General features: G+C 51.5%; 24 protein-coding genes. 13 read left to right on the top strand and 11 right to left on the bottom strand.

Going from position 1 to position 26641, the window contains the following annotated elements; all coding sequences use genetic code 11:
• Window positions 1-122: 122 nt before the first annotated feature.
• Window positions 123-1160 (top strand): LacI family DNA-binding transcriptional regulator, encoded by a 1038-nt coding sequence (locus tag AC791_RS01130; RefSeq protein ID WP_199485493.1) that lies wholly within the window; start codon window positions 123-125, stop codon window positions 1158-1160.
• Here AC791_RS01130 and lysA read toward each other — a convergent pair.
• Window positions 1121-2383, bottom strand: a complete 1263-nt coding sequence (lysA, locus tag AC791_RS01135; RefSeq protein WP_049838653.1) for a diaminopimelate decarboxylase — start codon at window positions 2381-2383, stop codon at window positions 1121-1123. The genes AC791_RS01130 and lysA overlap by 40 nt on opposite strands.
• Window positions 2384-2500: 117 nt before the next feature.
• Between lysA and AC791_RS01140 the strand changes: the two genes are divergently transcribed.
• Window positions 2501-3427 (top strand): LysR family transcriptional regulator, encoded by a 927-nt coding sequence (locus AC791_RS01140; RefSeq protein WP_049838654.1) that lies wholly within the window; start codon window positions 2501-2503, stop codon window positions 3425-3427.
• Here AC791_RS01140 and AC791_RS01145 read toward each other — a convergent pair.
• The 5 genes from AC791_RS01145 to AC791_RS01165 all read right to left on the bottom strand — a co-directional run bounded on the left by AC791_RS01145 (window position 3414) and on the right by AC791_RS01165 (window position 9360).
• Entirely contained in the window at window positions 3414-4106 is a 693-nt protein-coding gene (locus AC791_RS01145; protein WP_049839043.1) for an aspartate/glutamate racemase, read from the bottom strand. The two genes, AC791_RS01140 and AC791_RS01145, sit on opposite strands and share 14 nt — an antisense overlap.
• A 154-nt stretch (window positions 4107-4260) precedes the next feature.
• The gene (locus AC791_RS01150) at window positions 4261-5679 is read right to left on the bottom strand and encodes a sugar porter family MFS transporter (RefSeq protein WP_049838655.1); all 1419 of its coding nucleotides are present in this window, start codon (window positions 5677-5679) and stop codon (window positions 4261-4263) included.
• 328 nt (window positions 5680-6007) lie between these two features.
• Window positions 6008-6769 (bottom strand): 2-dehydro-3-deoxy-D-gluconate 5-dehydrogenase KduD, encoded by a 762-nt coding sequence (gene kduD / locus AC791_RS01155; RefSeq protein ID WP_049838656.1) that lies wholly within the window; start codon window positions 6767-6769, stop codon window positions 6008-6010.
• A 62-nt stretch (window positions 6770-6831) separates the two neighbouring features.
• Entirely contained in the window at window positions 6832-7668 is an 837-nt protein-coding gene (gene kduI / locus AC791_RS01160; RefSeq protein ID WP_049838657.1) for a 5-dehydro-4-deoxy-D-glucuronate isomerase, read from the bottom strand.
• Window positions 7669-8178: 510 nt separating this feature from the next.
• Window positions 8179-9360 (bottom strand): acetyl-CoA C-acetyltransferase, encoded by a 1182-nt coding sequence (locus AC791_RS01165; protein WP_049839044.1) that lies wholly within the window; start codon window positions 9358-9360, stop codon window positions 8179-8181.
• A gap of 220 nt (window positions 9361-9580) precedes the next feature.
• Between AC791_RS01165 and AC791_RS01170 the strand changes: the two genes are divergently transcribed.
• The 4 genes from AC791_RS01170 (at window position 9581) to bla (ending at window position 14774) form a co-directional block, all read left to right on the top strand.
• Window positions 9581-10810: an amino acid permease gene (locus AC791_RS01170; RefSeq protein WP_049838658.1), complete on the top strand. Its 1230-nt coding sequence runs from the start codon at window positions 9581-9583 to the stop codon at window positions 10808-10810.
• A gap of 244 nt (window positions 10811-11054) precedes the next feature.
• Window positions 11055-11807: a hypothetical protein gene (locus AC791_RS01175; RefSeq protein WP_049838659.1), complete on the top strand. Its 753-nt coding sequence runs from the start codon at window positions 11055-11057 to the stop codon at window positions 11805-11807.
• 206 nt (window positions 11808-12013) lie between these two features.
• Window positions 12014-13843, top strand: coding sequence for a glycoside hydrolase family 15 protein (locus AC791_RS01180; RefSeq protein ID WP_049838660.1), 1830 nt, complete (start codon window positions 12014-12016; stop codon window positions 13841-13843).
• Window positions 13844-13916: 73 nt separating this feature from the next.
• Window positions 13917-14774 (top strand): class A beta-lactamase, encoded by an 858-nt coding sequence (gene bla, locus AC791_RS01185; protein ID WP_049839045.1) that lies wholly within the window; start codon window positions 13917-13919, stop codon window positions 14772-14774.
• Between the two features lie 126 nt (window positions 14775-14900).
• Here the strand turns inward: bla and AC791_RS01190 are convergent, their stop codons facing one another.
• The 3 genes from AC791_RS01190 to AC791_RS01200 all read right to left on the bottom strand — a co-directional run bounded on the left by AC791_RS01190 (window position 14901) and on the right by AC791_RS01200 (window position 18178).
• Window positions 14901-15962 carry an NAD(P)-dependent alcohol dehydrogenase gene (locus AC791_RS01190; protein ID WP_049838661.1) on the bottom strand — a complete coding sequence of 354 codons (1062 nt, stop codon included), beginning with the start codon at window positions 15960-15962 and terminating at the stop codon, window positions 14901-14903.
• A gap of 91 nt (window positions 15963-16053) precedes the next feature.
• Window positions 16054-16923: an aldo/keto reductase gene (locus tag AC791_RS01195; RefSeq protein WP_049838662.1), complete on the bottom strand. Its 870-nt coding sequence runs from the start codon at window positions 16921-16923 to the stop codon at window positions 16054-16056.
• Between the two features lie 202 nt (window positions 16924-17125).
• Window positions 17126-18178 (bottom strand): LacI family DNA-binding transcriptional regulator, encoded by a 1053-nt coding sequence (locus tag AC791_RS01200; protein ID WP_077264585.1) that lies wholly within the window; start codon window positions 18176-18178, stop codon window positions 17126-17128.
• A gap of 221 nt (window positions 18179-18399) precedes the next feature.
• Between AC791_RS01200 and AC791_RS01205 the strand changes: the two genes are divergently transcribed.
• The 7 genes from AC791_RS01205 to AC791_RS01235 all read left to right on the top strand — a co-directional run bounded on the left by AC791_RS01205 (window position 18400) and on the right by AC791_RS01235 (window position 23301).
• The gene (locus tag AC791_RS01205) at window positions 18400-18837 is read left to right on the top strand and encodes a PTS sugar transporter subunit IIA (protein ID WP_049838664.1); all 438 of its coding nucleotides are present in this window, start codon (window positions 18400-18402) and stop codon (window positions 18835-18837) included.
• Between the two features lie 13 nt (window positions 18838-18850).
• Window positions 18851-19117, top strand: a complete 267-nt coding sequence (locus AC791_RS01210; RefSeq protein ID WP_049838665.1) for a PTS sugar transporter subunit IIB — start codon at window positions 18851-18853, stop codon at window positions 19115-19117.
• A gap of 31 nt (window positions 19118-19148) precedes the next feature.
• Window positions 19149-20411, top strand: coding sequence for a PTS ascorbate transporter subunit IIC (locus AC791_RS01215; protein WP_049838666.1), 1263 nt, complete (start codon window positions 19149-19151; stop codon window positions 20409-20411).
• Window positions 20412-20433: 22 nt separating this feature from the next.
• Window positions 20434-21111, top strand: coding sequence for a D-allulose 6-phosphate 3-epimerase (gene alsE / locus AC791_RS01220; protein ID WP_049838667.1), 678 nt, complete (start codon window positions 20434-20436; stop codon window positions 21109-21111).
• Window positions 21112-21319: 208 nt separating this feature from the next.
• Window positions 21320-21784 carry a PTS sugar transporter subunit IIA gene (locus tag AC791_RS01225; RefSeq protein ID WP_049838668.1) on the top strand — a complete coding sequence of 155 codons (465 nt, stop codon included), beginning with the start codon at window positions 21320-21322 and terminating at the stop codon, window positions 21782-21784.
• A 55-nt stretch (window positions 21785-21839) separates the two neighbouring features.
• The gene (locus AC791_RS01230; RefSeq protein ID WP_049838669.1) at window positions 21840-22151 is read left to right on the top strand and encodes a PTS fructose transporter subunit IIB; all 312 of its coding nucleotides are present in this window, start codon (window positions 21840-21842) and stop codon (window positions 22149-22151) included.
• A gap of 43 nt (window positions 22152-22194) precedes the next feature.
• Window positions 22195-23301, top strand: coding sequence for a PTS fructose transporter subunit IIC (locus tag AC791_RS01235; protein WP_049838670.1), 1107 nt, complete (start codon window positions 22195-22197; stop codon window positions 23299-23301).
• Window positions 23302-23382: 81 nt separating this feature from the next.
• Here AC791_RS01235 and gadC read toward each other — a convergent pair whose 3' ends face one another.
• Both gadC and AC791_RS01245 read right to left on the bottom strand, forming a co-directional pair.
• The gene (gadC, locus tag AC791_RS01240; protein ID WP_049838671.1) at window positions 23383-24921 is read right to left on the bottom strand and encodes a glutamate:gamma-aminobutyrate antiporter; all 1539 of its coding nucleotides are present in this window, start codon (window positions 24919-24921) and stop codon (window positions 23383-23385) included.
• 78 nt (window positions 24922-24999) lie between these two features.
• Window positions 25000-26397, bottom strand: coding sequence for a glutamate decarboxylase (locus AC791_RS01245; RefSeq protein ID WP_049838672.1), 1398 nt, complete (start codon window positions 26395-26397; stop codon window positions 25000-25002).
• Between the last annotated feature and the right edge of the window lie 244 nt (window positions 26398-26641).

A 26641-nucleotide genomic window follows, 5' to 3' on the forward strand; every position in this document is an offset into this window, starting at 1 on the left:
CAGCGCGAAGTCAGGTGCTAATGTTGATCAAAGTACAATCCTGAAGCACGCAGCCTTTCTCCCCACAATGTCTATGTTAAACTGCGGCTATCATGTGGCATCAGGAACAAATAATGGCAACAATGCTGGATGTCTCATTACGTGCAGGCGTGTCGAAAGCGACCGTTTCCCGCGTACTGAACGGCACAGGTCAGGTCAAGGAGAGCACCCGGCAACAGGTTTTTAACGCCATGGAGGAGTTGGGCTACCGGCCTAATTTTCTGGCCCGCTCGCTGGCTAACCGCACCAGTAATAGCATTGGGCTGGTCGTTTCAACGTTTGACGGCTTCTATTTTGGTCGTCTGTTGCAGCAGGCGGCACGCCAGACGGAATCGTACGGTAAGCAGTTGATCGTCACCGACGGCCACGACACGCCGGAATGCGAAGAACAGGCGGTGCAGATGCTGGCGGACAGACACTGCGATGCTATCGTGCTCTATACCCGCTTTATGAGCGAAAAAACCATTTCGTCGCTGATTGCTGCGCTGCCGATGCCGCTGGTGATCATCAATCGTGACGTCCAGTCGGCGCGTGAACGCTGCGTGTTCTTCGAGCAGCAGGACGCCGCGTTTCAGGCGGTCGATTACCTGATCTCACAGGGGCACCGGGATATTGCCTGTATTACTGTGCCCATCCACACGCCCACCGGTAAAGCACGACTGCTGGGCTATCGCCGGGCGCTGGAGAAACACGGTATTGCGCCTGATGAAAGCAGGATTAAATACGGTGATGCCAGCATGACGCGCGGTTATGAACTGTGTCAGGCATTGTTATCGGAAAATGTGACGTTCAGCGCGCTGTTTGCCTGCAATGATGATATGGCCCTTGGCGCGTCAAAAGCGCTACATCAGGCCGGACTGCGTATTCCACAGGATATTTCGCTGTTTGGCTTCGACGATGCACCCAGCGCCCGCTGGCTGGAGCCGGGGCTGTCTACCGTTTACCTGCCGATTGACATGATGATCGTGACCGCTATCGACCAGGCGATCAAACTGGCGGGTGAGAAACCTCTGGAGCCGATCCCGCCGTTCACCGGTAAACTGATCCTGCGCGACTCGGTAACGACGGGCCCGTATTTTGATCAGAACAATTCCAGCGCCAGTAGCTCATCAACCGTCTGACGGCGGCGGATCAACCGCGCGTCTGCGCCGTCAAACAGTACTTCGGGTAACAGCGGGCGGCTATTGTAGTTAGAGGACATAGATGCTCCATAAGCCCCGGTGTCGTGCAGCACCAGATAATCTCCCGCCGTCACGGCCGGCAGCGTGCGGGTTTCCACTTTCCCGCCCTCCTGTTGCGTAAACACGTCCCCCGATTCACACAGCGGCCCGGCTACCACCGTTTCCAGTAACGGCGCGTGGTGGAGGTCGCGTCCGTCGGCGGCCAGCGCGCTAATATGATGATAGCTGCCGTACATCGCCGGGCGCATCAGGTCATTAAACCCGGCGTCAATCAGTACGAAATGGCGGCTGCCCATCGCCTTAACGCTGCGAACCTGCGCCACCAGCACGCCGGATTCCGCTACCAGAAACCGCCCCGGCTCAATCTCCAGGGTGACCGGATGCCCCAGATGACGGGCAATTTGCTCCCGCGCCGCATTCCATAGGGTAAAATAGTGATCGGTATCGATCGCTTCTTCGCCTTCCCGGTAAGGAACCGACAGCCCGCCGCCCGCCGAGATCGCCTCCAGATCCTGATCGGCATCGATCACCAGTTTAACCATGGAACCGCAAACCTGTTGCAGATGACCATAGTCAACGCCAGAGCCAATATGCATATGAATACCGATCAGATGTAAACCGTACTGGCGGACTTTCTCCAGCGCAAGGGGCAGATCGCCGTACCAGATCCCGTGCTTACTGTTTTCACCGCCGGTATTGGTTTTTTGGCTGTGGCCGTGACCGAAGCCCGGATTCACCCGCAACCAGACACGATGGCCAGGCGACACCTGGCCCAGTTGTTCAAGCATATCGATTGAACCGGCGTTAACCGGGATTTGCAACTCATGCACCCGCGCCAGGGTGTCGTTATCAATAAGATCGGCCGTAAAAACAATGTCATCCGGGTGGGTTTGCGGATCGTATCCGGCGGCCAGCGCACGTTCGATCTCGCCCAGCGATACCGAATCGACTTTGACGCCCTGCTCGCGCATCAGGCGCAATATGTGAATATTCGAGCAGGCTTTTTGCGCAAAACGCACCACATCAAATTTACGCAGCCTGGCCATCTGGCGGCGAATGATCTGCGCGTCATACACCCATACCGGACAGCCAAATTCAGCGGGCAGGCGCAGCAGGTTTTCAGCATTCAGACTGCTATCGGTGGTGTGTAAATCATGCGGCATAACAGGCTCCATTGCGGCTTTTTTTCCTATTACGCCAGAAAATAAACCGAATAAAAAATATCGATTTGTCGTCAGTCTATGCAAATATGATATGGATATTGACCTTCAGGAGCTGCCATGGCCGCCGTGAATTTACGCCATATTGAGATTTTCCATGCCGTGATGACCACCGGAAATCTGACCGAAGCAGCACAGATGCTGCATACCTCGCAGCCTACTGTCAGCCGCGAACTGGCACGCTTTGAGCAGGTGCTGGGCCTCACGCTTTTTGAACGTACGCGGGGTCGGCTGCATCCGACGGTGCAGGGACTGAGACTGTTTGAAGAGGTGCAGCGATCCTGGTACGGACTGGATCGTATTGTCAGTGCGGCAGAGAGCCTGCGCGAATTTCGCCAGGGCGAGCTGTCGGTGGTCTGCCTGCCGGTTTTTTCGCAGTCTTTTTTGCCCATCCTGCTTCAGCCCTTTCTGGCACGCTATCCGGATCTGAGCCTGAATATTGTGCCGCAGGAATCGCCGCTGCTGGAGGAGTGGCTGTCGGCGCAGCGCCATGACTTAGGGATCACTGAAACACTGCATACGCCCGCCGGAACCGAACGAACGCCGCTGCTGACGCTGAATGAAGTCTGCGTTCTGCCGCAGGATCATCCGTTAACGGCCCGCGAGATCCTGACGCCAGCCGATTTTCACGGGCAGAATTATATCAGTCTGTCGCGTACCGACAGTTATCGGCAGTTACTGGATACGCTGTTTAACGAGCATCAGGTAAAACGCCGGATGGTGGTCGAGACGCACAGCGCTGCGTCGATTTGCGCGCTGGTACGGGCAGGGGTAGGGCTGTCGGTGGTTAACCCGTTAACCGCCCTGGACTACGTCGACAGCGGTGTGGCAGTGCGGCGGTTTAGCATTGATGTTCCTTTTACCGTCAGCCTGATCCGCCCCCTGCACCGCCCTGCCTCGGCGCTGGTCGAGGCATTTACGCACCATCTTCAGACCAGTCTGCCGCGTATTACAGCGCCGCTGGAGGCGATGCTCAGGACAGCATGAATTCCACCGCGTCAGCCGCGTGAATAGCCGCGGTGTCAAATACCGGCAGCGGGCTGCGTTCAGCCGGCACCAGCAGGCCAATTTCGGTACAGCCGAAGATCACTCCTTCCGCGCCCTGCTCCGCCAGGCGCTGGATCACCTGAAGGTAATAGTCGCGGGAGGCATCGGTAAAGCGACCCAGACACAACTCATCAAAAATGATCTGATTAATACGCTGGCGATCGTCTGCTTCAGGGATAAGCGTTTCGATAGCAAACTGCTGTGTCAGCCGTCCGCGATAAAAGTCCTGCTCCATGGTGTAGCGCGTGCCCAGTAGCGCCACCCGGGACATCGTATGCTGGCTAATCGCCCGCCCGGTCGCATCGGCAATGTGCAAAAACGGCAGTGAACAACGCGCTTCGATTTGCTCCGCGACTTTATGCATGGTGTTAGTACACAGCACAATGCCTTCCGCTCCGGCACGCTGCAAGCCTGTGGCCGCCTCCGCCAGCATCTCACCGGCTTTTTCCCACTCGCCGCTGGCCTGACAGGCTTCAATCTCGTGGAAGTCCACGCTGTGCAACAGCAGGCTGGCGGAGTGGAGTCCGCCGAGGCGCTGTTTAACACCTTCGTTGATCAGTCGATAGTAAGGAATGGTGGATTCCCAGCTCATGCCGCCCAGTAAGCCGATGGTTTTCATGTCGTTATCCCGTTCTGCGTCAAAAAAAGAGTGAAACAACGTTACCTGCATCTTTTCACTGTTGCATTTAATTTCAGCCGAATTTTTTACTTAAGCGTGTTGCGACAGCATGATGAAGGCTCCCTTTCATTTTTGATTGAGAGCCACAGCCCGTTCAGTTGCCGATTTTGCGTAGTTTCTTACCGGCCATCAGATTACGTTCGATATGCTCCAGAGTGATGTTTTTGGTTTCCGGGATAAGCCAGAACGTGATGCCAACAAACGCGACATTAAGTGCCGTATATAACCAGAAGGTCCCGGCTGCGCCGATGCTGTCGAGCAGCGTCAGGAAGGTCGCGCCAATAATCATGTTTGACACCCAGTTGGTGGTGGTCGAACAGGTGATGCCAAAATCGCGACACTTCAGCGGCTGGATTTCGGAGCACAAAATCCACACCACCGGCGCGGCACTCATGGCATAACCGGCAATACACATCATGGTCATGCCCACTGACAGCCAGGAGAGGCCCGGTGACGCGGTACCCTGATCGAACTGCATCAGGCAGTAGCCCAGTACCAGCGTTCCCAGCGCCATAACGCTGAAACCAATTTTCAGCGCCGGTTTACGCCCGGCTTTATCCACCATGAAAATGGCGATAAACGTGGCAAACATAAAGGTCAGTCCGACCACCAGCGTGGCCAGCATTTGCTGCTCTGTGGTGGTAAAACCGGCCATTTTGAAGATGCGCGGCGCGTAGTACATGATGATGTTCATACCGGTAAATTGCTGCATCGCCTGTAGCAACATGCCCAGAAATACCGCACGGCGCACGTTGCGGTTAACCTTAAACAGCTTCCAGCCCCCCTGCTTAAGCTTCAGGCTTTCGCGAATTTCATTCAGCTCATCACGCGCTTTTTCTGACGTATCGCGCAGCATCCGCAGGACCTCTTCCGCTTCAACATGGCGGCCTTTCTCCGCCAGCCAGCGCGGGCTATTAGGCAGGAAGATAACCAGTCCCATCAGCACCACCGCCGGAAGAGCCAGCACCCCCAGCATCGCACGCCAGTTGCCGCTATAGCTAAATGCCGTGTCAGAGAGAAAGGCCAGCACGATGCCCAGCGTAACCATTAACTGATACATACTGATCATCTTGCCGCGCACGTTTTCGCTCGCCATTTCGGACAGGTACAGCGGCGCGGTATACGAGGCGATCCCCACTGCCACCCCTAATACGATACGGGCAGCAATCAATACTTCCACCCCGGGAGCAAAAGCCGACCCCAGCGATCCGAGGATGAACAGCACCGCGCCGACCATCAGGCTGTATTTACGCCCCAGCCGAAAAGAGAGCCAGCCGTTAAACAGCGCGCCCAGTGCCGCACCCAGCATCATACTGCTGACCACCCACTCCTGGAGACGGTTGGTCAACACAAAGTGATCGCTAATAAACGGCAATGCGCCGGCAATAACGCCGATATCCAGACCGAACAGCAGCCCGGCGACCGCCGCCGATATCGACACAAACATATTCATTCGCCGCGTATCGCGTAAGGCGCGCGGCACCGCAATGGGATCGTGACTGAGAGAGGTCATTTTTTCCTGCCTGAACAGAGAGAAGATAGGACCAATTTACGCGAGGACGTATTTACGTTGTCAGGCAAGAAACCGCATAGATATGGATTAAATGGCTATGGGTAAAGGTTATGTGATGGACATTACAATTTTAGAAAAACATCTCGTTCAAAAAATTTATTTATAACTAAATGATTAATATGTTTTTTATTAAATAAATATGAATTACAGCCCTACTGATTATGGATATTACGCTAATAAGGATATGGACGCCGGAAAAATAAACAATAAAAAACCCTGCCAGAAGCAGGGTTCTGCGGTGCGACGCTCGCATGCTACATCATCCGCCTTAACGAGCCAGCCAGCCGCCGTCTACGGCAACGGTATAACCGTTGATGTAATCAGATGCGCTGGATGCCAGGAACACGATCGGTCCCATCAGATCACTCGGCAGACCCCAGCGGCCCGCCGGAATACGCTCCAGGATTGCCGCGCTACGCTCTTCATCAGCGCGTAATTGCTGAGTATTGTTGGTCGCCATGTAGCCCGGCGCAATCGCGTTGACGTTGATACCGTGTTGCGCCCACTCGTTGGCCATCAAACGGGTCACGCCCATCACGCCGCTTTTTGAGGCGGTGTAAGACGGAACGCGGATGCCGCCCTGGAAGGAGAGCATGGAGGCGATGTTAATGATTTTGCCGCCGTTACCCTGGGCGATAAAGTGTTTGGCCGCCGCCTGAGACATAAAGAACACGCTTTTAATGTTCAGGTTCATTACGTCGTCCCAGTCTTTTTCGCTGAAGTCGATAGCGTCTTCACGGCGGATCAAGCCCGCATTGTTGACCAGAATATCAATATGACCAAACTCGGCCACGGCGCGCTCAAGCAGTGCCGGAATGCCGTCAATTTTGCGCAGGTCAGCGGTCAGGCTGAGAAAGCGGCGGCCCAGCGCGGTGACGCGCTCAATGGTTTCCGTCGGTTCAACAATGTTGATACCCACGATGTCACATCCAGCTTCAGCCAGACCCAGCGCCATACCTTGTCCCAGACCGGTGTCACATCCCGTGACAACCGCGACTTTACCTTGCAGAGAAAATGCTTCCAGAATCATTTTTTATTCCTTATCTTTCAGAGCCTGTAATAACAGGCTCACTGTGCGAATAGCGGGTGCGACTAGCGCAAATCTTTAACGGCGACGTGGTCCATATCATCAAAGACCTGGTTTTCACCGACCATACCCCAGATGAAGGTATAGGCTTTGGTCCCGACGCCTGAGTGAATCGACCAGCTTGGTGAAATTACCGCCTGCTCGTTTTGCATCACAATATGTCGTGTTTGCTGCGGCTGTCCCATCATGTGGAATACGCAGGTGTCTTCATCCATATTGAAATAGAAGTACACTTCCATGCGGCGTTCGTGGGTATGGCACGGCATGGTGTTCCACAGATTGCCGGGAGCCAGCTCGGTCAGGCCCATGCTGAGCTGACAGGTTTCCAGCACGTCCGGAATAAAGTATTTATTGATGGTACGACGGTTACTGGTGAGGTCATCACCCAGCGTCACCGGTGATACCTCCGCAGGCGTCACTTTTTTGGTGGGATACGCGGTGTGGGCCGGGGCGCAGTTGTAATAGAATTTGGCCGGTGTTTGCGCATTGATACTGGCAAACACCACTTCTTTTGCCCCTTTACCCACATACAGCGCATCGCGATGACCGATTTCATGGCAGGTGCCATCAACGGTAATGGTGCCGGGACCGCCGATGTTAATAACGCCCAGCTCACGGCGCTCCAGAAAATAGCTGACGCCAAGCTGCTTACCGACTTCGCCCCCGACGGAGACGCTTTTCACCACCGGCATAATGCCGCCAACGATGATGCGATCAATATGGCTGTACACCATGGTGTATTCATCGGCCACAAACACTTTTTCGACTAAAAACTCATCGCGCAGACCCTGAGTATCAAGGGTTTTTGCATGTGCGCTGTGAATACTTTGTCTGATGTCCACGTTACCTCCAGAAGAGAGCCAGTGAGCCAGTGCGGCCCGAGAAGCGAATTCTTGTTTCGCCTGGTTGATGCACTCATCTTAGCCCTCCTGAAACCGCTTTTCAATTATAAATAAAACAACGTTTCAATTTTTTGCAACTAATGTTCAAAAATGTCGTTGCGATCGCAAAATCAGCAAACCCTGTTTAATCATTATGATTAAAGACGATAAATTACAAAGAGTTAATAAACCTTTGTGAAATAACAGCGGTAAGCACGATACTGGCAAAAAAGCAAAGTTTATCCGGATGAGGGTCACAGAAGTAAAAAGGTTACCGGCGTGGCTTAAGGAAATTCTTATGAAATGAGTCAAGCGTCACAGATTATGAAACAATGTTTCTATAAATTAACACCTGGTTTTTAGATAAACCGCCGCCGTCTTGTCGGCATGAATGAGTGAGTGAAACAAAAACTTCTGTAACTGGCCTTTGCCCTCATTACTGAGGGCTTTTTTTTGTCCTGCTGGCCGCCATTAATCGCGTTCAATCGCCAGCGCAACGCCCTGGCCGCCGCCGATGCATAGTGTCGCTACGCCGCGACGGGAGTGACGTTTCATCATCTCATGCACCAGCGATACCAGAATACGGCAACCGGATGCGCCAATCGGATGGCCCAGCGCGATAGCCCCGCCGTTAACGTTCACCCGACTGGCATCCCACTCCAGCATTTTACCAACTGAAATGGCCTGGGCGGCAAAGGCTTCGTTCACTTCGAGCAGATCCACCTCATCCAGCGCCCAGCCAGCCCTTTCCAGGCAGCGGCGCGTGGCATAGACCGGTGCGATACCCATTAGGGCAGGATCCACGCCTACGCTGGCGAAGGCGCGGATGCGCGCCAGTACCGGCAGATTAAGTTCCTGCGCTTTTGCTTCACTCATCATCATGACTGCGGCTGCACCGTCATTAATAGAAGAAGCATTACCTGCCGTCACTGAGCCGTCGCGGTCAAATGCCGGGATAAGCTGTGCCAGCCCTTCGGCGCTGGCATCGGTACGCGGTTGCTCATCGGTATCAACCCAATATGGGGTCCCGTCGGCACGCACGGTGGCAACCGGTACGATCTCCTCTTTGAAACGACCGGAATCAATGGCAAGACGCGCTTTATGCTGCGATCGAAGCGCCCAGTCATCCTGTAATTCGCGGCTAATACCGTATTCTCGCGCCAGATTTTCTGCGGTAATGCCCATGTGATAATCATTAAAGGCATCCCAGAGTCCATCGTGAACCAGGCTGTCCAGCAACTGGCTGTTACCCAGATGTGCGCCGGTACGACTGTCGGTAAGAACATGCGGCGCGCGGCTCATGTTTTCCTGCCCGCCGGCGATAACCACATCGGCCTCGCCACACTGGATTGCCTGGGTCGCCAGATGCAGCGCTTTCAGTCCGGAACCACACACATCATTGATGGTGATGGCAGAGATGGTATTCGGCAGACCGCCATGTAACGCCGACTGACGGGCCGGATTTTGCCCGGCACCGGCCGTCAGGACCTGGCCGAGGATCACTTCATCCACGCTGTGCGGTTGGATACCGCTACGCTCGATCAGCGCCCGAATAACAGTGCTTCCCAGCTCAACCGCAGAAAGGCGCGACAGCGTCCCCTGAAAACAGCCAATGGGCGTACGTACAGCGCCTACAATCACGACCTCTTTCATGACGACCTCAGTGAGAATATCCCCGGGCATAGTAGTCCATTGTTAATTTAAATTATCTTAATTGTTTTAAATAAGTGAGTGTTATCACAATGGATTGTTAATTATCAGCTGACGCGTGCCGCAGGCAAAATGTAACGTTGATGACAATATGTCCATTGGCCAACAAACTATGGTAAGTTGCGCTTCTTTTTGTCACTTATCTGCTATTTAAAACTATCTAATGTCGAAATTTTGGTCAAAAGAAGAGACTCTGTGGAGTTTCGCCCTGTACGGGACTGCTGTCGGAGCGGGTACACTGTTTCTGCCCATTCAACTGGGATCGGCCGGTGCGGTCGTGTTATTTATTACCGCCCTGGTGGCGTATCCTCTGACGTACTGGCCGCATAAAGCCCTGTGCCAGTTTATCCTCTCTGCCAACACACCTGCCGGGGAAGGGATCACCGGTGCAGTTACGCACTATTACGGTAAGAAAATTGGCAGTGCTATTACCGCACTCTATTTTGTCGCTTTCTTTGTGGTGATTCTTATCTATGCCGTTGCCATTACGAACTCTCTTTGCGAGCAAATAGCCAAATATCGCGAGATAACCACCGGTGTGCGGATGCTGACCAGTCTCGGGGTGGTGCTGGTATTGAATGCCATCTTTTTGATGGGTCGCCAGGCTACGATCCGGGTGATGGGCATGTTAGTTTTTCCGCTGATTGCCTATTTTCTGTTTCTGTCGTTTTATCTCACCGGTAGCTGGCAGCCCACCCTGCTGACCGATAATATGACCGTTGATAGTCATACGCTGCACCAGATCTGGATCTCCATTCCCGTGATGGTTTTTGCTTTTAGCCATACGCCGATTATTTCCACGTTTGCCATCGACAGACAGGAAAAATATCGCGAGCAGGCCATGGATAAATGCAAAAAAATCATGAAGGTGGCTTACCTTATTATCTGCCTGAGCGTGCTGTTTTTTGTGTTTAGCTGCCTGCTGTCAATCCCACCGTCCTATATCAATTCGGCGAGAGATGAAGGCGTAACGATCTTATCGGCGCTCTCTATGATGCCGAATTCGCCGACCTGGCTGGCCATTTCCGGCATTATTGTGGCCGTCATCGCGATGTCTAAATCGTTTCTCGGCACCTATTTTGGGGTTATCGAAGGTGCTACCGAAATGGTTAAATCATCTCTTGAGCAAATAGGCATAAAAAAAAGCCGGGCATTTCATCGGGCAACGTCGATTATTCTTATTTCGCTGACAACATTTATGGTTTGTTGTATTAATCCGAATGCTATATCGATGATTTACGCTATCAGCGGCCCGCTGATAGCGATGATCCTGTTCATTATGCCAACGCTCTCTACCTATCTGATTGCCGCATTAAAGCCTTACCGTTCACTGGGTAATCTCATTACGCTTATTGTTGGTTTACTTTGCGTTTCAGTAATGTTTTTCAGCTAGAGACCGTTCAGCGATGTGTTACCCGGTAAGATTGACTGCCGGGTAGCACAAAATAATTTTTAATTATTTCATTTAATTTTTATCAGAATGTCATATTTATCTGCCGCTTAATGAATTTTATGTAAAAAAAGGCGTGAAGTTTTGTAATGAGCATGATCTGCTGTATTAATTTTAGACATTGCGGTTCATAATGGTGCTTCAGTTGTTGGCATTCTCCGACGACATCCCTCTAAGGGGGCATAGTATGAAATATCACTCCACGGATAATATCTGCACTATCACCGGTATTCACCCTTCCAATCTGCGACGCTGGTATCGTTATGGCCTGATTAGCCCGGGCGAATTCTCTGCGGGCTGGAATGAAACTCAGCTTGAGGATGTTCGTACGCTAAAAACGCAGACGGCGGGCGGCGCGACGCTTTTAGATATTCGTCATAGCCATCAGTCAGGCGAGCCTCTGCGTACCTACGGCTGGTCGGCCCTGAAAGGCGATTTACTCTGGCAGCTGGAATTTGGCACAGATCGCGCGCTGTTACGCTATGTCAGAAATGTGATTAATGATTACAGCAGCGATGACGTTATCAACCGCTTAATGCGCCCGGTAAACCGCTGGCTGCAGGACGATACCCGCGAGGGTGCTCCTCGTCGTTTACAGCGCTTTCATCAGTGCGTTATACACCGGGCCGGTTCTCTGACGCGCTCATCTCGTCGTGATGGTGATGTCCCGCTGTTCCTCGAAGCAATCAGCGTGAAGGATGATAACGAAATCTGGCTTGAGGCAATTCGTCTCTCCGGGCAAGGTTTTAGCGTCGATGTCTCTTCCATTATCAGTGAAATCCCGGTAGCCATTAGCAGTCGTCATGAGCACCATCTTATGTGGTGTGGCGCGGGTATCAGTGTCGGTATGAAGCAATACTTTAGCGACAGTATCGCTAAGGGAAAACCTATCATGCTGTGTGGTCCTGACCGCGTAACGGCTCAGTCGTATGTCAATTAATCGCCCACACCCATCTTCACGCGCTTAAAAAGACGAGCAAGATAAGCATTTCTTACTCGTTTTTCTCTTTCAAAATGACGCCCTACCGCCCTACTTCAGTCAGCCCCTGTTCCGGGACAGACAACCGGGGTGATGTTAATGGTTTAACGGACCGGCGCGTTTCAGTCTTGTTCAATTAACAAACGCTGTACTAAGCTCATTCTTATATGAAAAAGACAACGTACCGACAATCACTGCGGCCGATTGGCGATCATGGGATCATTGGCGATTTGCGCACCTGTGCGTTGGTCGCCAGTAATGGCACTATCGATTTCTTCTGCTGGCCGAATCTGGATAGCCCTTCCCTCTTCGTCTCTCTGCTGGATGATGAACGGGCAGGCGTCTTCACGCTCTCCCCCGAAGGCGACCAGTGGCGTTCGCTTCAGTCTTACCTGCCTGACAGCAACCTGCTACAAACGCGCTGGCTCACCGAGGGTGCAATTGTCGAATTAACCGACTTTATGCCTGTTGCCGATGATGAGAATACGCTGCCGCGAATTGTTCGTCGGCTTCGGGTTGATCAGGGTGAAGCCACAATTAACCTGCTGTGTCGGGTAAATTTTGACTATGCACGCCACGCCCCTTCACCGAAGGTAAATAAGACCTTTGCCGTCTGGCAGGGAGAGAACGACGATAAAATCACGCTGAGAACGTCAGTACCGTTAAGCGAAAAAGACGGTTTTCTCAGCGGCACCTTTACACTTAGCTGTGGTGAAGAAGCCTTTTTTGTGCTGGGCGGCGATGAGGTAAAGCGCTGGAAAAAACAGGACGTTTTGCAAAGCCAGCACGATACCCTGGGGTACTGGCAGCAGTGGGTAGCTAAAAACAAATATTCAGGGCGCTGGCATGAAATCCTGATCCGCTCGGCGCTGGCACTCAAGCTGCTAAGTTCAAAATCGCAGGGTTCGATAGCCGCAGCGGCTACTTTCGGACTGCCTGAGCTACCCGGCGGCGAGCGCAACTGGGATTACCGCGCCACCTGGATACGCGATGCTTCTTTTAGCTGCTATGCCCTGATCCGTCTCGGCTATGTTGATGAAGCCGCCGCCTTTGGTCGCTGGGTTGGTCGCTGCATGGAAAACAGTCGTTTCGAACCCGATAAGCTCCAGGTAATGTATCGTCTGGACTGCGGCACCGAGCTCACCGAAATCGAACTGCCGCATCTGAAAGGCTACCGTGACTCAGTGCCAGTGCGTATTGGTAATGACGCCTATAAACAGCGTCAGTTAGACATTTATGGCGAACTGCTGGATACCCTTTATCTGGCAACCAAATATGGCGATGGTATCTCTCATCGCGCCTGGGAACATGTGATTAACCTGGTGGATCACGTCTGCGATATCTGGAATACCGCCGATGCGGGTATCTGGGAGATGCGCGGCGAGGCCGAGCATTTTCTCTACTCACGTTTAATGTGCTGGGTGGCGCTCGACCGGGCGTTACGCCTTGGAGCAAAACGTTCGCTTTCGATGCCCTATCAGCGCTGGGAGAGCACGCGCCAGGCGATTCGGGAAGATATCTGGAAAAATTTCTGGAACGAGAAACTGGGGCATTTCACCTCAACCCGCCACGGCAGCGATCTGGATGGGTCGATGCTGCTGATGCCGCTGCTGCGTTTCGTCAGCGCCAAAGATCCCGACTGGCTTGCCACCCTCGACGCCATCAAAAGCAAACTGGTGCGCGATGGCATGGTGCGACGCTATATTGCCGATGAAACACCTGCCGATTCACTTCACGGCGAAGAAGGCTATTTCGTCGCCTGTTCATTCTGGTATATCGAATGTCTGGCCCGGGCGGATAAGCTGGAGGAAGCGCGTGAAGAGTTCGAAAAAGTGCTGAAATATGCTAACCATCTGGGGCTGTACGCTGAGGAGTTTGACGCCTGGGGCCACGCGCTGGGCAATTTCCCGCAGGCGCTTTCGCATCTGGCGTTGATCAGTGCGGCCTATTATTTGAATAAAAAAATGTCGGGCAAAGCGCAAACCTGGCAGCCGTAATCGCGTTTACCCCGGTATCATGCCGGGGTAAGCTATGATCCATCCTGTTTATTACTCACCTGAAATCATTGCCATGAAACGTATTGCCGCCGCGTTTTTTATTCTGCTGACCTGGCTTTCCCCGGCCCAGGCAGCCTCTTCTGCGCTAACGGGGTATCTTCAGCAGCAGGAAAGCCAACTGAACGCCCGGATAGGTATGGCGGTAGTGGATGCGCAGGGGACGCCGGGGTTTGGCTGGCGCGAGAACGAACGTTTTCCCCTTACCAGTACCTTTAAAGTGCTGACGTGTGCGGCCCTCCTCGACCAGCTGCACAAAAAGCACGGTTCGCTGGAAGAGCGCGTTTCTCTTCAGCCGACTGAATTACTGGACTACTCGCCGATCGCTAAAAATTACTTGCCGCCTGAAACCATTTCACTACGCAAACTTTGCTCTGCGGCGGTCAGCTATAGCGATAACACGGCGGCAAACCGTCTACTGACCTGGCTCGGCGGCCCGGCGGCGGTGACGCAATTTATGCGCAGCCTTGATGATAACGTCACCCGACTCGATCGCACCGAGCCAACGCTAAACATGGCAACGCCCGGCGATGTACGCGACACAACCACGCCGCACCATATTGTCCGTTCGCTGCGTCTGCTTTTAGCATCGGACGTCCTGACCCAAACCGACAGGGCCACGCTCGATAACTGGATGCGGGAAGATAACGTTGCCGACGCGCTGCTACGTTCAACGTTACCTGAAGGCTGGGCCATCGCTGATAAAACCGGTGCAGGCGGCTACGGCTCGCGCGCCATCATCGCCGCGGTATATCCCCCGCAAAAACCGCCGTTTTATGTGGCGATTTACATCACACAGACTACGGCGTCGATGAAAACAGCAGATGCGGTTATTGCGGAGATTGGCCGACGGTTGTTTAGCGCATCGCAATGATTTATCAGAGCCGTTCTGACGCTTACGCCGGTGTTGCCAGCGGCGACCGGGCTATATAAACCGGGAATAGAGTCAGCCATTCCCGGTGTATCATTACCGCCTTTATTCACCATCTAAGCCAGCACATTATTTATCGGCTGCATCAACCTTCAGGGAAGCCATATCAATCACAAATCGATGCGCCATATCCCCTTTTTCGAGACGGGTGAACGCGTCATTTATCTGGTCAATATTAATCATTTCGCATTCGGGGTAGATATTATGCGCGGCACAGAAATCCAGCACTTCCTGGGTTTCAGCAATACCGCCGATTAGCGAACCGGCGATCCGGCGACGTCCCATAATCAAAGGAATAGTCGACGGTTCCGCCATCGGGCCAACCTGGCCGACAATGACCAGTGAGCCATCAACGTCCAGCAGCGGAGTATAAATATTCAGGTCGTGCTTGACGGGGGCGGTATCAATAATCAGATCGAATGCGCAAGCTGCGGCGTTTAACGCCTGCTCGTCGGAGGACGCCAGGATCCCCTTCGCGCCAAGCGCTTTCGCTTCATCATCCTTATTATTATTGCGGCTGATCACAGTGACGTCGGCCCCCATCGCCACGGCCAGCTTCACCGCCATATGGCCTAATCCGCCTAATCCTATTACACCTACCCGACTTCCGGGTCCCACGTTCCAGGCACGTAACGGCGAAAAGGTAGTGATCCCCGCGCAGAGAATCGGTGCCGTTTTTGCCAGATCCATATTTGCCGGGATCTTCAGTACGAACTCTTCGCGCACAACAATATGTCTCGAATAGCCGCCCTGGGTGATTTCACCAGTGATCCGATCCGGCGCGCCGTAAGTGGGCGTCATGCCGTTACGACAGTATTGCTCCTCGCCGTGTTCGCACTGGTCACAGTGCATACAGCTGTCCACCATACAGCCGACGGCAACGCGATCGCCGACCTGATATTTTTTGACGCCCTGGCCCACGGAGGTGATGACGCCGACAATTTCGTGACCCGGAATTAAGGGATAAGGCTGCGCGCCCCAGTCGCCCTTCACGGTATGCAAATCCGAGTGGCAGACACCGCAGTAAAGAATTTCCATAGCGATGTCATTTTCACGAAGTTCACGGCGTTCAAAGTGATAAGGGACTAATTTTCCATCGGAATTGTGTGCTGCATAACCCATTGTTTTCATAAGTACCTCTTGATGACCCGTGACGGATCGGATAAGTGTTCGGGTGTGGGCAAGTCATGATGACGGCTTCTGGTGCAATATCGCCCGAAGACTAGTCGTGAATTTTTACGCCAAGGCAGTGACGGACAAATTCAGGATTGAAATGTTTTACGGCTTCGCCGACATAGCCTGAATCCAGCGAGCTAATCTTGTCCATTTCGCTGTCGGTTAACGAGAAATCCCAGATGGCGATATTTTCCACTATACGCTGCTGATGAGTCGATTTCGGGATGACCGTAACGCCCCGCTGTATATTCCAGCGCAATATGACCTGCGAGACGGATTTGTGGTGGGCATCGGCGATTTCCAGAAGCACCTTATCTTCAAATGGCTTATGCCTTCCACCGCCTAACGGCGCCCATGCTTCAGGTTGTACATTGTAGTACTTCATGGTTTCCAGCGCCGCGGGCTGCGAAAAATAAGGATGCAGCTCGATCTGATTGACCATTGGCTTGATTCTGACGGTCTCACAGAAGTTGGTCAGCACGTGGGCGTAGAAATTAGACACGCCAATCGCCTTCAGTTTTCCTTCGTCGTAAGCATCTTCTAATGCACGCCATGCGCTGAAATAATCGCGCATCGCCTGGTGCAATAAGTAGAGATCGAAGTATTCCAGACCCGATTTTTGTAGCGACGCGCGAATACCCGCCCTGGCCGTATCGTAGTTTGCCATATCCTGTACCCATAACTTTGAGGTAATAAATAACGCCTCACGGGTACACAAACCTTCAGCGATCGCTTCGCGAACGGCCTCACCAACGGCATCTTCATTACCGTAAACGGCGGCGGTATCAATAAGACGATAACCTGCACGAATAGCATTCAGGACCGACTGCTTACACTCTTCTTTATTCGTTACCTGAAAAACACCGAAACCTGCCATGGGCATTTTGAGGTTGTTGCTGAGTACAGAAAATTCCACTGTGAGCACCTCCAGACGATAAGAATCATCATTCTAGGATAAAAAGCGATGCCCGATTAGTGCGGGAAATGTGATTTCACTTATGCAAAAAATTCATTAATAAATAACGCCGCGTCCGGCGTCAACTCAGCAACCTGAAAGGTATCACGACCAGAAGAACGTAAAGAGGAATGCGATGTAAATCAGGAACCCTGTCGCAACATTACGGCTTTTTGGTGCTGGCACGAATTTTTAATGTCGAGGGCAGTTCGATAGCCTGCTCTGTCGATTTGTCCGCCAGCAGATCAAGCAACGTTTTTCCGGCGCGGGTTCCGGTTTCACTCCACGGAAATTCAACTGCGGTCAGCGCAGGCGAACACACTGCCGCAAGATTGCCCCCGCTCAGGCTTGCCAGCGCCAGGTTTTCAGGGACACTGACTCCGGTATTGTGGCAGGCCATAATGCAGCCGCACGCCATTTCGTCTGAAGTACAAATTAACGCATCCAGCTCAGGCCAGGTAATGCGGATATCGCCCAGCAGATTAAAGCCCGTCGTGATGCCGGACGGAAGGTGCGATGTCACCACGCGATGAGGAGAATGGTTAAGCGACAGCATCGCGCTGTTCCAGCCGTTGAGAACCTGACGAAACAGAATATTGTTGGAGGCCGTGCACAATAAACCGATATTTCTGTAGCCGCTTTGTGCCAGAGAATTAACCAGCTTTTTTACCCCGGCGGCATAATCTACGCCGATACTTACCCAGCCGGCATCGCGATTGATCGCGCCAATTTCAACCACCGGCATACCCGTATTGAGTAACATTTGTGAACAGCTACTGATGTTATCAATATTAAACTGCACAATTGCCGCCGGATTATAAGCCAGCATTTGCTGAAACGCGTTCTCCTCACTCTGTCCCCCCTGGCCGGACTCAATAAACATCATGCTATAGCCCTGGGTCGAAAGAACAGTTTGCAGCGTTTCTGACACGGCAAGAAAACCGGGTGATGAGAAGGACGAGACAACGCCCATAATCAAACGGGAATCGGCTGAAGCCAGACTTCGCGCCTGGAGATTGGGTATATATCCCAACTCACTGACCGCCGCTTCGATGCGGCTGCGCAGTTCGGGATTCACTTTTTCAGGCATACGTAACGCGCGCGATACGGTCATCGTGCTAACGCCGACCAGTTTTGCAACTTCGGCGAGCGTAATTTTACCGGTGTTTTTTCTGCGTTTTTCTCTCGCGCCATCGTCCGTATCAAATGTTTGCACGGATGTCCTCCTCCAGTCTGTCCGGATAACCATTGTAAAGGATGTTTGGTCTTTTGCGCATTGCTCAACTGCAAAGTAGTAATAAGAAAGGTTGTTAAAGTTAGCGGTAACAAGGATTTTAACATTTATGCTGTGTTAGCGCTAACTTTGCGAGTTAGATCACGGTAAGGCGTAAAGATATTCTACTATAGTAAGTCCACTTCAATGCTATCGGGGTATTTATGATGATGACCTGGCTACCTGCGGAAAATATCCAGATTGTCGATTCGGTCAACGACTGGAAACAGGCGATCACGTTATCGGCCCAGCCCTTACTGGCAGCAGGGTCAATCACCGAAGAATATATTCAGGCCATTTTTAACAGCCATCATGAAATTGGTCCCTACTATGTTTTAGCGCCAGGACTGGCAATGCCACATGCACGCCCTGAACAAGGTGCCATTAAAAACGGGCTGTCGCTTTTACATATTAAGAATGGGGTCTCTTTTAATGCGCAAGAGAATGACCCGATTTATGTCGTTATTATGCTGTGTGCGCTTTCGGGCGATGAGCACATCAATATGATCACGGCCCTGGCAGAGATTTTTAGTGATGACGCCCGACTTTCAGCCCTGCTGAAAGCAGCATCACTTGAAGAAATTCAACATGTTATAAACTGATAGTGAGATGAAGATGAAAAAGATCCTGATTGTTTGCGGCAACGGCTTAGGCAGCAGCTTTATTGTTGAGATGAATGTAAAAAAAATCCTTAACGAGCTTAATATAGAAGCAGATGTTTCCCATACTGACCTCACATCAGCGAAAAGCGAAACGGCTGATATTATTCTTAGCGCCAATGACATCGCTGAACACCTGTCCAGCCATTCTGCGAAGGTATTTGGTTTATCAAATCTGCTGGATAACAATAAAATTAAAGAAATTCTTTCAGAGAATCTTTGATTAATTATTTGCGGCCCTACGGAGTCAGCCTATGCTGCAGTTTATAATTCATGATGTGTTGGGTACACCAGCAATTCTGGTCGGTCTTTTTTCCATGATCGGCTTATTATTGCAGAAAAAAGCATTCTCCGATGTTATTTCCGGAACCCTTAAGACTATTATGGGTTTTGTGATATTAACATCCGGGGCGGCGATTGTTGCCACAACGTTAACCACCTTCAGTCAGCTGTTTGAGCAGTCATTCCATATTCAGGGCGTGGTGCCCAATACTGACGCCATGGCGGCGCTCGCGCAGAAAAACTACGGCACGGCGACGGCGATGATAATGGTGCTGGGGATGCTGTTTAACATCGTACTGGCCCGCATTACCCCGCTGAAGTACATCTTTCTGACCGGGCACCACACACTGTATATGTCAGCGATGCTGGCCGTGATCCTCTCCGTCGGCGGTCTGTCGCCGTTCTGGGTAGTGCTGATAGGCGCGGTGATCCTCGGCATTATGATGGTGGTATCTCCGGCCATTTTACAGCCGTTTACCCGCAAGATTACCGGTACGAATGACCTGGCGCTCGGCCACTTTGGCTCAATCGGCTATCTGCTGGCGGCGCTGGTAGGAAAAGCTGTCGGTAAAGGTAGCCCCTCAATCGAAGAATTGAAGGTGCCAAAATCGCTAAACTTTCTGCGAGACTCTTCGGTCGCTATTTCACTAACGATGATGATCCTGTTTGTGATTCTGGTCTTAGTGGCAGGTAAAACGTTTGTAGAAACCAGCGTCAGCGGCGGTCAGAACTTTATTATCTTCGCGATTATCCAGTCGTTAACCTTCGCAGCAGGCGTATGGATAATCCTCGCAGGCGTACGCATGATTATCGCTGAAATTGTTCCGGCTTTTAAAGGCATCGCTGACAAACTGGTTAAAGATGCCAAACCGGCGCTGGACTGCCCTACCGTCTTTCCGTTCGCCCCTAACGCGGTCATCGTCGGCTTCCTGTCGAGCTTTGCCGCGGGTTTGCTGAGTATGTTCCTGTGCCCGTTGTTTGGCTTAAGCGTCATCGTTCCCGGGCTGGTGCCGCACTTCTTCTGCGGCGCGACGGCAGGCGTTTACGGCAATATCTGCGGAGGTCGGCGCGGTGCCATCATTGGCGCTTTCGCTCAGGGTCTGCTGATTTCGTTCTTACCGGCTATTTTACTGCCGCTAATGGGGGATTTGGGCTTTGTCTCCACCACCTTTGGCGATGCGGACTTCGGCGTAGTAGGTATTTTACTTGGCCACGTAGTAGCCCTCTTTAACTAATTGATCCTTCTGGAGGTAGAGTATGGCGGCTAAATTTTCGCCCTCATTGATGTGCATGGACTTAACGCAGTTCAGAGAGCAGATTACAGCAATGAACGGTCGGGCCGACTTTTATCACGTCGATATTATGGACGGTAGCTATGTAAAAAATATTACGCTGTCGCCGTTCTTTATCGAAAATCTGAAGAAAATTACTGATGTGCCAATTGACGTACATTTGATGGTGAATCACCCGGAAGATATTATTCCAATGTGCATTGATGCCGGGGCCGATATCATTAGTTTCCATCCGGAGACGGCGAATAACAAAATTTTCCGTCTGCTCAATCAAATTAAAGATGCCGGACGCCGCTGTGGCGTCGTGCTGAACCCGGCAACCCCGGCAGACGCGATTAAAGAGTATGCGCATCTGCTGGATAAAGTGACGGTAATGTCAGTCGATCCAGGCTATGCCGGACAGAAATTCATCCCGGAATCGCTTAACAAAATCAAACAGTTGATTAAGATGCGTGAAGAAAATGGTTATCACTACCTGACCGAGATTGACGGCTCCTGTAATGAGAAAACCTTCAACATCATCTCTCAATCCGGTGTTGATGTGTTCATTGTCGGCACTTCCGGTCTGTTCTCACTGGCAGAAGACGTCAGCAATGCCTGGGATAAGATGATTGACATTTATCAGCGCGAAGTCGCTGCCTGAAAATTGCAGCGCGCTCAGTCGAATTAAACGCAGTGCAGGATAAAGAGTCTATTTAACCGGTCTGTCTCTTTGCCTTCGCTGTTAATTTTACGCTTGAGCGCGCTGTAACCCTGTTATAACTGGCGTTGGTTATGTCGGCTCGCCACGCCTCAAGTAAGCAATTTATGCTGCATTACTCAATTTCCGCCTATATTAACGAAGGTGAGTCATGGATATTTCAAATGTACTTAATGTAAAAAACATCAAATTAAACTTGATGGCTAAAAGCAAAGAAGAAGCAGTTGAAGAATTAACGGATTTATTAGTCCAGGACGGTTCTATTAGTAATAAAGATGATTTCCTCAGAGATGTCTGGCTACGCGAGGCACAAGGCTCAACAGGATTTGAAAATCATATTGCAATCCCGCATGGCAAATCCTCAGGCGTGGTCAGGACATCGCTGGCCATTGGACGAACCCAATATGAAATTCCCTGGGAAACCATGGACGGTAGCGATGTTCGCTGCATTATTTTATTTGCTGTTTGTTTAGTCGATCAGAATGATGCGCATATTCGTTTATTATCGCACGTTTCAGGTTCACTGGCTGATGAAGATATCATCGCTAAATTATTGCAAGAAAACGATCCGCAAAAAGTCATTGAACTGTTTAACGCTGAAGGCGCTAACGCTTAATCTATTCATTTCCGCTGCCACTATCTGGCAAAAAAATTAAATAACAGGAAAAATCATGAACATCGTCGGAATTACTGCCTGTACCGTCGGCATTGCCCACACCTATATCGCACAAAAGAAAATTGAAATAGCCGCAAAGAAAGCCGGACATAATGTAAAAATTGAAACTCAGGGGACTATCGGTATTGAGAACGCATTAACCGCCGAGGAAATTGCCCAGGCCGATATCGTTTTATTAGCCGCTGATGTCAACGTTTCCGGAGAAGAACGATTTGCCGGGAAAAAAGTCGTCAGGGTTCCTACCGAAATGGCGGTTAAATCCCCTAATAAGCTCATTGAGAAGCTGAGCGAATTGGTCAATTCATAACTTTTATCTGTGCGTATCCTGTATAAAGTGAAGGGCGTAACGTATGAATATGAAAGAAGTATGGAAAGCCGCGAACCCTAAAGGGCATCTGTTAACGGCTATTTCATTCCTGATCCCGGTTGTTTGCGGTGCCGGGTTTATCATTGCTATCGGTTTGGCGGCTGGCGGTACGGTACTGGATACCCTGGTGCCGGGGCAGTTTGATGTGTGGCAGGCCCTGGCAACGATGGGGGCTAAAGCTCTAGGCCTTTTGCCTGTAGTGATTGCCATCGGAATTTCCGGCTCGATCGCGGGCAAGCCTGGTATTGCGCCCGGTTTTGTTACCGGTCTGGCCGCGAATGCCATTGGGGCAGGTTTCATCGGCGGCATGATCGGGGGCTATATTTCCGGGTATATCGCGCTGGCCATAATAAAAAATGTCAGAGTTCCGGCCTGGGCCAGGGGCCTGATGCCAACATTAATTGTGCCCTTTTTTGCCTCTATCATCAGCGCCCTGATTATGGTCTATATCGTGGGTAAACCTATTGGCGTGTTTACAGAAGTCCTGACATCTTTCCTGAGAAATATGGGGACCTCATCTAACCTGGTATTAGGCGCTGTTATTGGCGCGCTGTGTATCATTGACTTCGGCGGGCCGATCAATAAAACGTGCTTTGCATTTGTCTTAACACTTCAGGCCCAGGGCATAAATGAGCCAATTACTGCATTACAGTTGGTAAATACTGCAACGCCTGTCGGTTTTGGCCTTGCCTTTTTTATCGCCAAACTTCTTCGCAAGAATATTTATAATAACGAAGAAATTGAAATGTTAAAATCAGCGGTACCCATGGGCGTGGTAAATATCGTTGAAGGATCTATTCCAATAGTGATGAATGATATTGTTCGCGGTATTACTGCTGCTGCCATTGGCGGCGCGTGCGGTGGCGCGATCACCATGGTCTATGGTGCCGATGCAACTGTGCCATTTGGTGGCATTTTTATGCTCCCAACTATGTCAAACCCTATGGCGGGCATTATGGCATTGCTGGTTAATATACTGGTTACGGCCACGGTTTATGCCGTCATCAAAAAAGATGTGCCACGCGATGTTATTATCAATAACGATCATGAAGAGGAAGAACTTAACATGGATGATATTAAAATCAGTTAAGTGCTTTCCATCATGCTATCTCCAGTAGATAAATACGTTACGGCATACGCCTCCCGGATGGCCGGGAGGCGTGCTGTAGGGCTAGCTTAGTTTTTTACCATTCACGATCACATGGTGGGTCTCAGCTCCCCGCGGATGGATACAGAAATGGCCCACCGGAGCAGACTCCACGGTCAGCGGCTTCAGTTTCAGACAGGTCGCTTTTTGCCGTTTATCATGCAGACCGTAGATGATAAAAGGAATCGACAACACCACCAGGAAGGAGACCACCAGTAATCCTGAATAGATCTCATTCGCCTCACCGCCAGGCAGCCCGACAGGTGGGAAGAAAGAAACGACAAAGGCCAGCGCGGAGGTCAGCAGCCCTACTACAGCTACCGTAATTTTCACCGCATTTCCCCCCGGAATATTAAAGGTGCGGCGCTTTTCCGGCTGCTTACGCACCAGCTGGATGTACCCGGTGAAAAGCATAAAGTAGCTGCAAAGGTAAATCACCACGGTGAGCGCCAGGGCGATCAGGAATGACATGTTATTCCCGCCCCCTGTATTGGTCAGCACGATCAGCGCTATAGACGTGATCACCAGTTGGGAAATTACCAGCACTACCGGTACGCCGTTTTTGTTCATCTTCGCGAAACGGGCAGAGAGAATACCTTTCTGCGCGGTCACCAGCATGCCGCGAGATGGCCCAACGATCCACGCAGAAATCTCTGCCAGTACGCCAAGGAGCAACAGCGCGGCGATGATGCGCACCGCCCAGCCTAAGCCGGTTCCCAGATGGTTTATTAACACCGTAAAGGTCTGCATCACGCCTGCCGACAGGTTGATTTGCGCTACCGGGATAACGGCTGCAATCGAAAGCCCTCCCACCGAGCTGAGAGCAATCGCCGCCACCATCAGCAGCAGCATCGCCAGGGGATAATCACGGCCCGGGTTTTTCATCTCGTTAACGTGGGTAGCTGATGCTTCCACCCCCATGTAACTGAGGATAAAGGCTACGGAAACTACCAGGGTACCTATCTGGGTGAAATCCGGGAAGAAGGTCGCCGCATCCATTTTAATGGCTACTGTGCCACCCATATGCAGATAGCAGATGGCAAGGATCACCAGAATTGCCGCCGGTAATAAGATCCCGGCGAAGAAACCGACTTTAGCGATACGCGCAGTATATTTCGTGCCGCCAAACTGGGTAAACGCCAGCCCCCATAAGATCACTAATCCGGCCACCGTTTTGACCAGCGGATCGTGGTTCAACGCCGGCCATTGCAAAATATAGGAGAGCGCGCCCAGCACAAAATAGAGCATGGGAATAAAACCAATCGCTATTTGCAAATACCCGAACGAAATGGCGGCAAATCCCCATTTTTCCCCCAGCGTCTTCGACACCCAGGTAAATACCCCACCTTCCTGCCAGCCTTCGACGGTGGCCATTTCGGCCGCGCACAAACCTACTGGAATAAACCAGAGCAGTCCGCCTAACAGCAAGAAAAATATGAGTGAAAAGCCGGAGGTGGCAAAAGTCGGATATTCATAAACGGCCATCACCATTGAGGCTGTAATGGCAAAAAAACCAAAAAGTGTTAATTGCTTTGGCGCGGCGCTGGCCTGTGAGCTCGCCATAATAGTCTCCTGAAGAAAGTATGTTCTTCTTAGTAAATTATTCGTTCAGATGACGGGGCGGACGCCCCGTCGTTAATATCAGGCGTGGTTAAAACCGCTGGCTTCCGCTTCGGTCAGGGAATGAGTCACGGGGTGCTGGTTAAAGTAATCAAGCGCACGCTTAATGTCGTTGAGCAGCAGACAGGCCAGGTCATAGCTTACGCCGTGACGCACCAGAATACGCTGAATGACTAAATCTTCGCGATGCGCGGGCATTGAATACGCAGGGACCTGCCAGCCGCGTGAGCGCAGCCTGTCGGCCAGATCGTAGAGGGTATACCCACCAATATTACCGTCCTTTTTCAACGTCCAGGCCAGGGCCGGAATGCCTTTATGGCTATCGCCGTCAAACAGGATCTCGAACGGACCAAGCTTGCCGATCTCAGTGGCCAGGAACTGCGCCGTGTTATAGCAGGCCTGGTGTATTTTGGTGTATCCCTCGCGGCCCAGACGCAAAAAGTTGTAGTACTGCGCAACAATCTGGCCGCCAGGACGTGAAAAGTTAAGGGCGAAGGTAGGCATGTTGCCGCCCAGATAGTTCACATTGAAAATCAGCTCTTGCGGCAGGTCTGCCGCTTCGCGCCAGATAACCCACCCTGCGCCAAGAGGGGCGAGGCCAAACTTATGGCCCGAGGCGTTAATAGATTTCACGCGCGGTAAACGGAAATCCCACTCCAGCTCCGGGGCGCAGAACGGTGCCAGAAATCCTCCGCTTGCGCCGTCAATATGCATTGGAATATCCAGTCCGGTTTCCTGTTGCAATTTGTCCAGCGCATCGCTGACTGCTTTAACCGGCTCGTACTGGCAGGTAAAGGTCACACCGAGGGTTGGCATCACACCAATGGTGTTTTCATCCACGCGCTTAAGCACCTCTTCCGGGCTCATGATCAGACGATCGCCTTCCAGCGGAATCTCGCGCAGTTCTACATCAAAATAACGGGCAAACTTGTGCCAGCAGATCTGTACCGGTCCACATACCAGATTAGGTTTGTCCGTCGCCAGCCCCTGCATCGCACGTTTTTTTCGCCATTGCCATTTCAGTGCCAGTCCGCCCAGCATGGCAGCTTCGGAGGAGCCAATTGTCGAACAGCCGAGGGTCGTTTCCGGGGATGGGGAATGCCAGAGATCGGCAAGCATTCTGACGCAGCGAGCTTCAATTTCGGCAGTCTGCGGATACTCATCTTTATCAATCATGTTTTTTTCGATGGAGAGATCCATTAATTCCCTGATCTCATCATCCACCCAGGTCTGACAAAAAGTCGCCAGGTTTTGCCGGGAATTACCGTCAAGCATTAATTCATCGCGAATAGCATTGAAGACATTTCGGGCGTTGCGCTCATTTTCAGGAAATACTGAGGCGGGCAACGAGTTCGCTAAATCAACGGAAGCGTAGACATCGTCATTTTCATTATAATACGTAGAAACACTCTTATTCATAAACGTAGCCTTAGATGCTGATGAGAGGTTATTTTGGTGCTACTCGCGCCCACAATAAAATAAAACAGACGTCGCTCAACACCGGGATAAATTGAAACTCGACAGCGATCTTAGCCAGAAGGAACCAGCAATGATATGAGACAGGATGATGATTGCTGTATGCCATGGACTACGGGCGTAGGATTTATTAATGTTTATCCTTCATGGAATATATTTTTAGCTCAGATATAATACTTATTGCACA

The sequence above is a fragment of the Klebsiella sp. RIT-PI-d genome (genome assembly GCF_001187865.1).
Taxonomy (GTDB): Bacteria; Pseudomonadota; Gammaproteobacteria; order Enterobacterales; family Enterobacteriaceae; genus Superficieibacter.

Bases quoted from the DNA above. Each gene is read 5' to 3' on its own strand.
- AC791_RS01130 (WP_199485493.1), top strand. From the start codon at position 123: ATGCTGGATGTCTCATTACGTGCAGGCGTGTCGAAAGCGACCGTTTCC.
- AC791_RS01180 (WP_049838660.1), top strand. From the start codon at position 12,014: ATGAAAAAGACAACGTACCGACAATCACTGCGGCCGATTGGCGATCAT.
- AC791_RS01235 (WP_049838670.1), top strand. From the start codon at position 22,195: ATGAATATGAAAGAAGTATGGAAAGCCGCGAACCCTAAAGGGCATCTG.
- AC791_RS01245 (WP_049838672.1), bottom strand. From the start codon at position 26,397: ATGAATAAGAGTGTTTCTACGTATTATAATGAAAATGACGATGTCTAC.
- AC791_RS01140 (WP_049838654.1), top strand. From the start codon at position 2,501: ATGGCCGCCGTGAATTTACGCCATATTGAGATTTTCCATGCCGTGATG.
- AC791_RS01190 (WP_049838661.1), bottom strand. From the start codon at position 15,962: ATGAAAACAATGGGTTATGCAGCACACAATTCCGATGGAAAATTAGTC.
- lysA (WP_049838653.1), bottom strand. From the start codon at position 2,383: ATGCCGCATGATTTACACACCACCGATAGCAGTCTGAATGCTGAAAAC.
- kduD (WP_049838656.1), bottom strand. From the start codon at position 6,769: ATGATTCTGGAAGCATTTTCTCTGCAAGGTAAAGTCGCGGTTGTCACG.
- AC791_RS01150 (WP_049838655.1), bottom strand. From the start codon at position 5,679: ATGACCTCTCTCAGTCACGATCCCATTGCGGTGCCGCGCGCCTTACGC.
- AC791_RS01210 (WP_049838665.1), top strand. From the start codon at position 18,851: ATGAAAAAGATCCTGATTGTTTGCGGCAACGGCTTAGGCAGCAGCTTT.
- alsE (WP_049838667.1), top strand. From the start codon at position 20,434: ATGGCGGCTAAATTTTCGCCCTCATTGATGTGCATGGACTTAACGCAG.
- AC791_RS01205 (WP_049838664.1), top strand. From the start codon at position 18,400: ATGATGATGACCTGGCTACCTGCGGAAAATATCCAGATTGTCGATTCG.
- AC791_RS01215 (WP_049838666.1), top strand. From the start codon at position 19,149: ATGCTGCAGTTTATAATTCATGATGTGTTGGGTACACCAGCAATTCTG.
- AC791_RS01230 (WP_049838669.1), top strand. From the start codon at position 21,840: ATGAACATCGTCGGAATTACTGCCTGTACCGTCGGCATTGCCCACACC.
- AC791_RS01175 (WP_049838659.1), top strand. From the start codon at position 11,055: ATGAAATATCACTCCACGGATAATATCTGCACTATCACCGGTATTCAC.
- AC791_RS01225 (WP_049838668.1), top strand. From the start codon at position 21,320: ATGGATATTTCAAATGTACTTAATGTAAAAAACATCAAATTAAACTTG.
- AC791_RS01165 (WP_049839044.1), bottom strand. From the start codon at position 9,360: ATGAAAGAGGTCGTGATTGTAGGCGCTGTACGTACGCCCATTGGCTGT.
- AC791_RS01145 (WP_049839043.1), bottom strand. From the start codon at position 4,106: ATGAAAACCATCGGCTTACTGGGCGGCATGAGCTGGGAATCCACCATT.
- bla (WP_049839045.1), top strand. From the start codon at position 13,917: ATGAAACGTATTGCCGCCGCGTTTTTTATTCTGCTGACCTGGCTTTCC.
- gadC (WP_049838671.1), bottom strand. From the start codon at position 24,921: ATGGCGAGCTCACAGGCCAGCGCCGCGCCAAAGCAATTAACACTTTTT.
- AC791_RS01170 (WP_049838658.1), top strand. From the start codon at position 9,581: ATGTCGAAATTTTGGTCAAAAGAAGAGACTCTGTGGAGTTTCGCCCTG.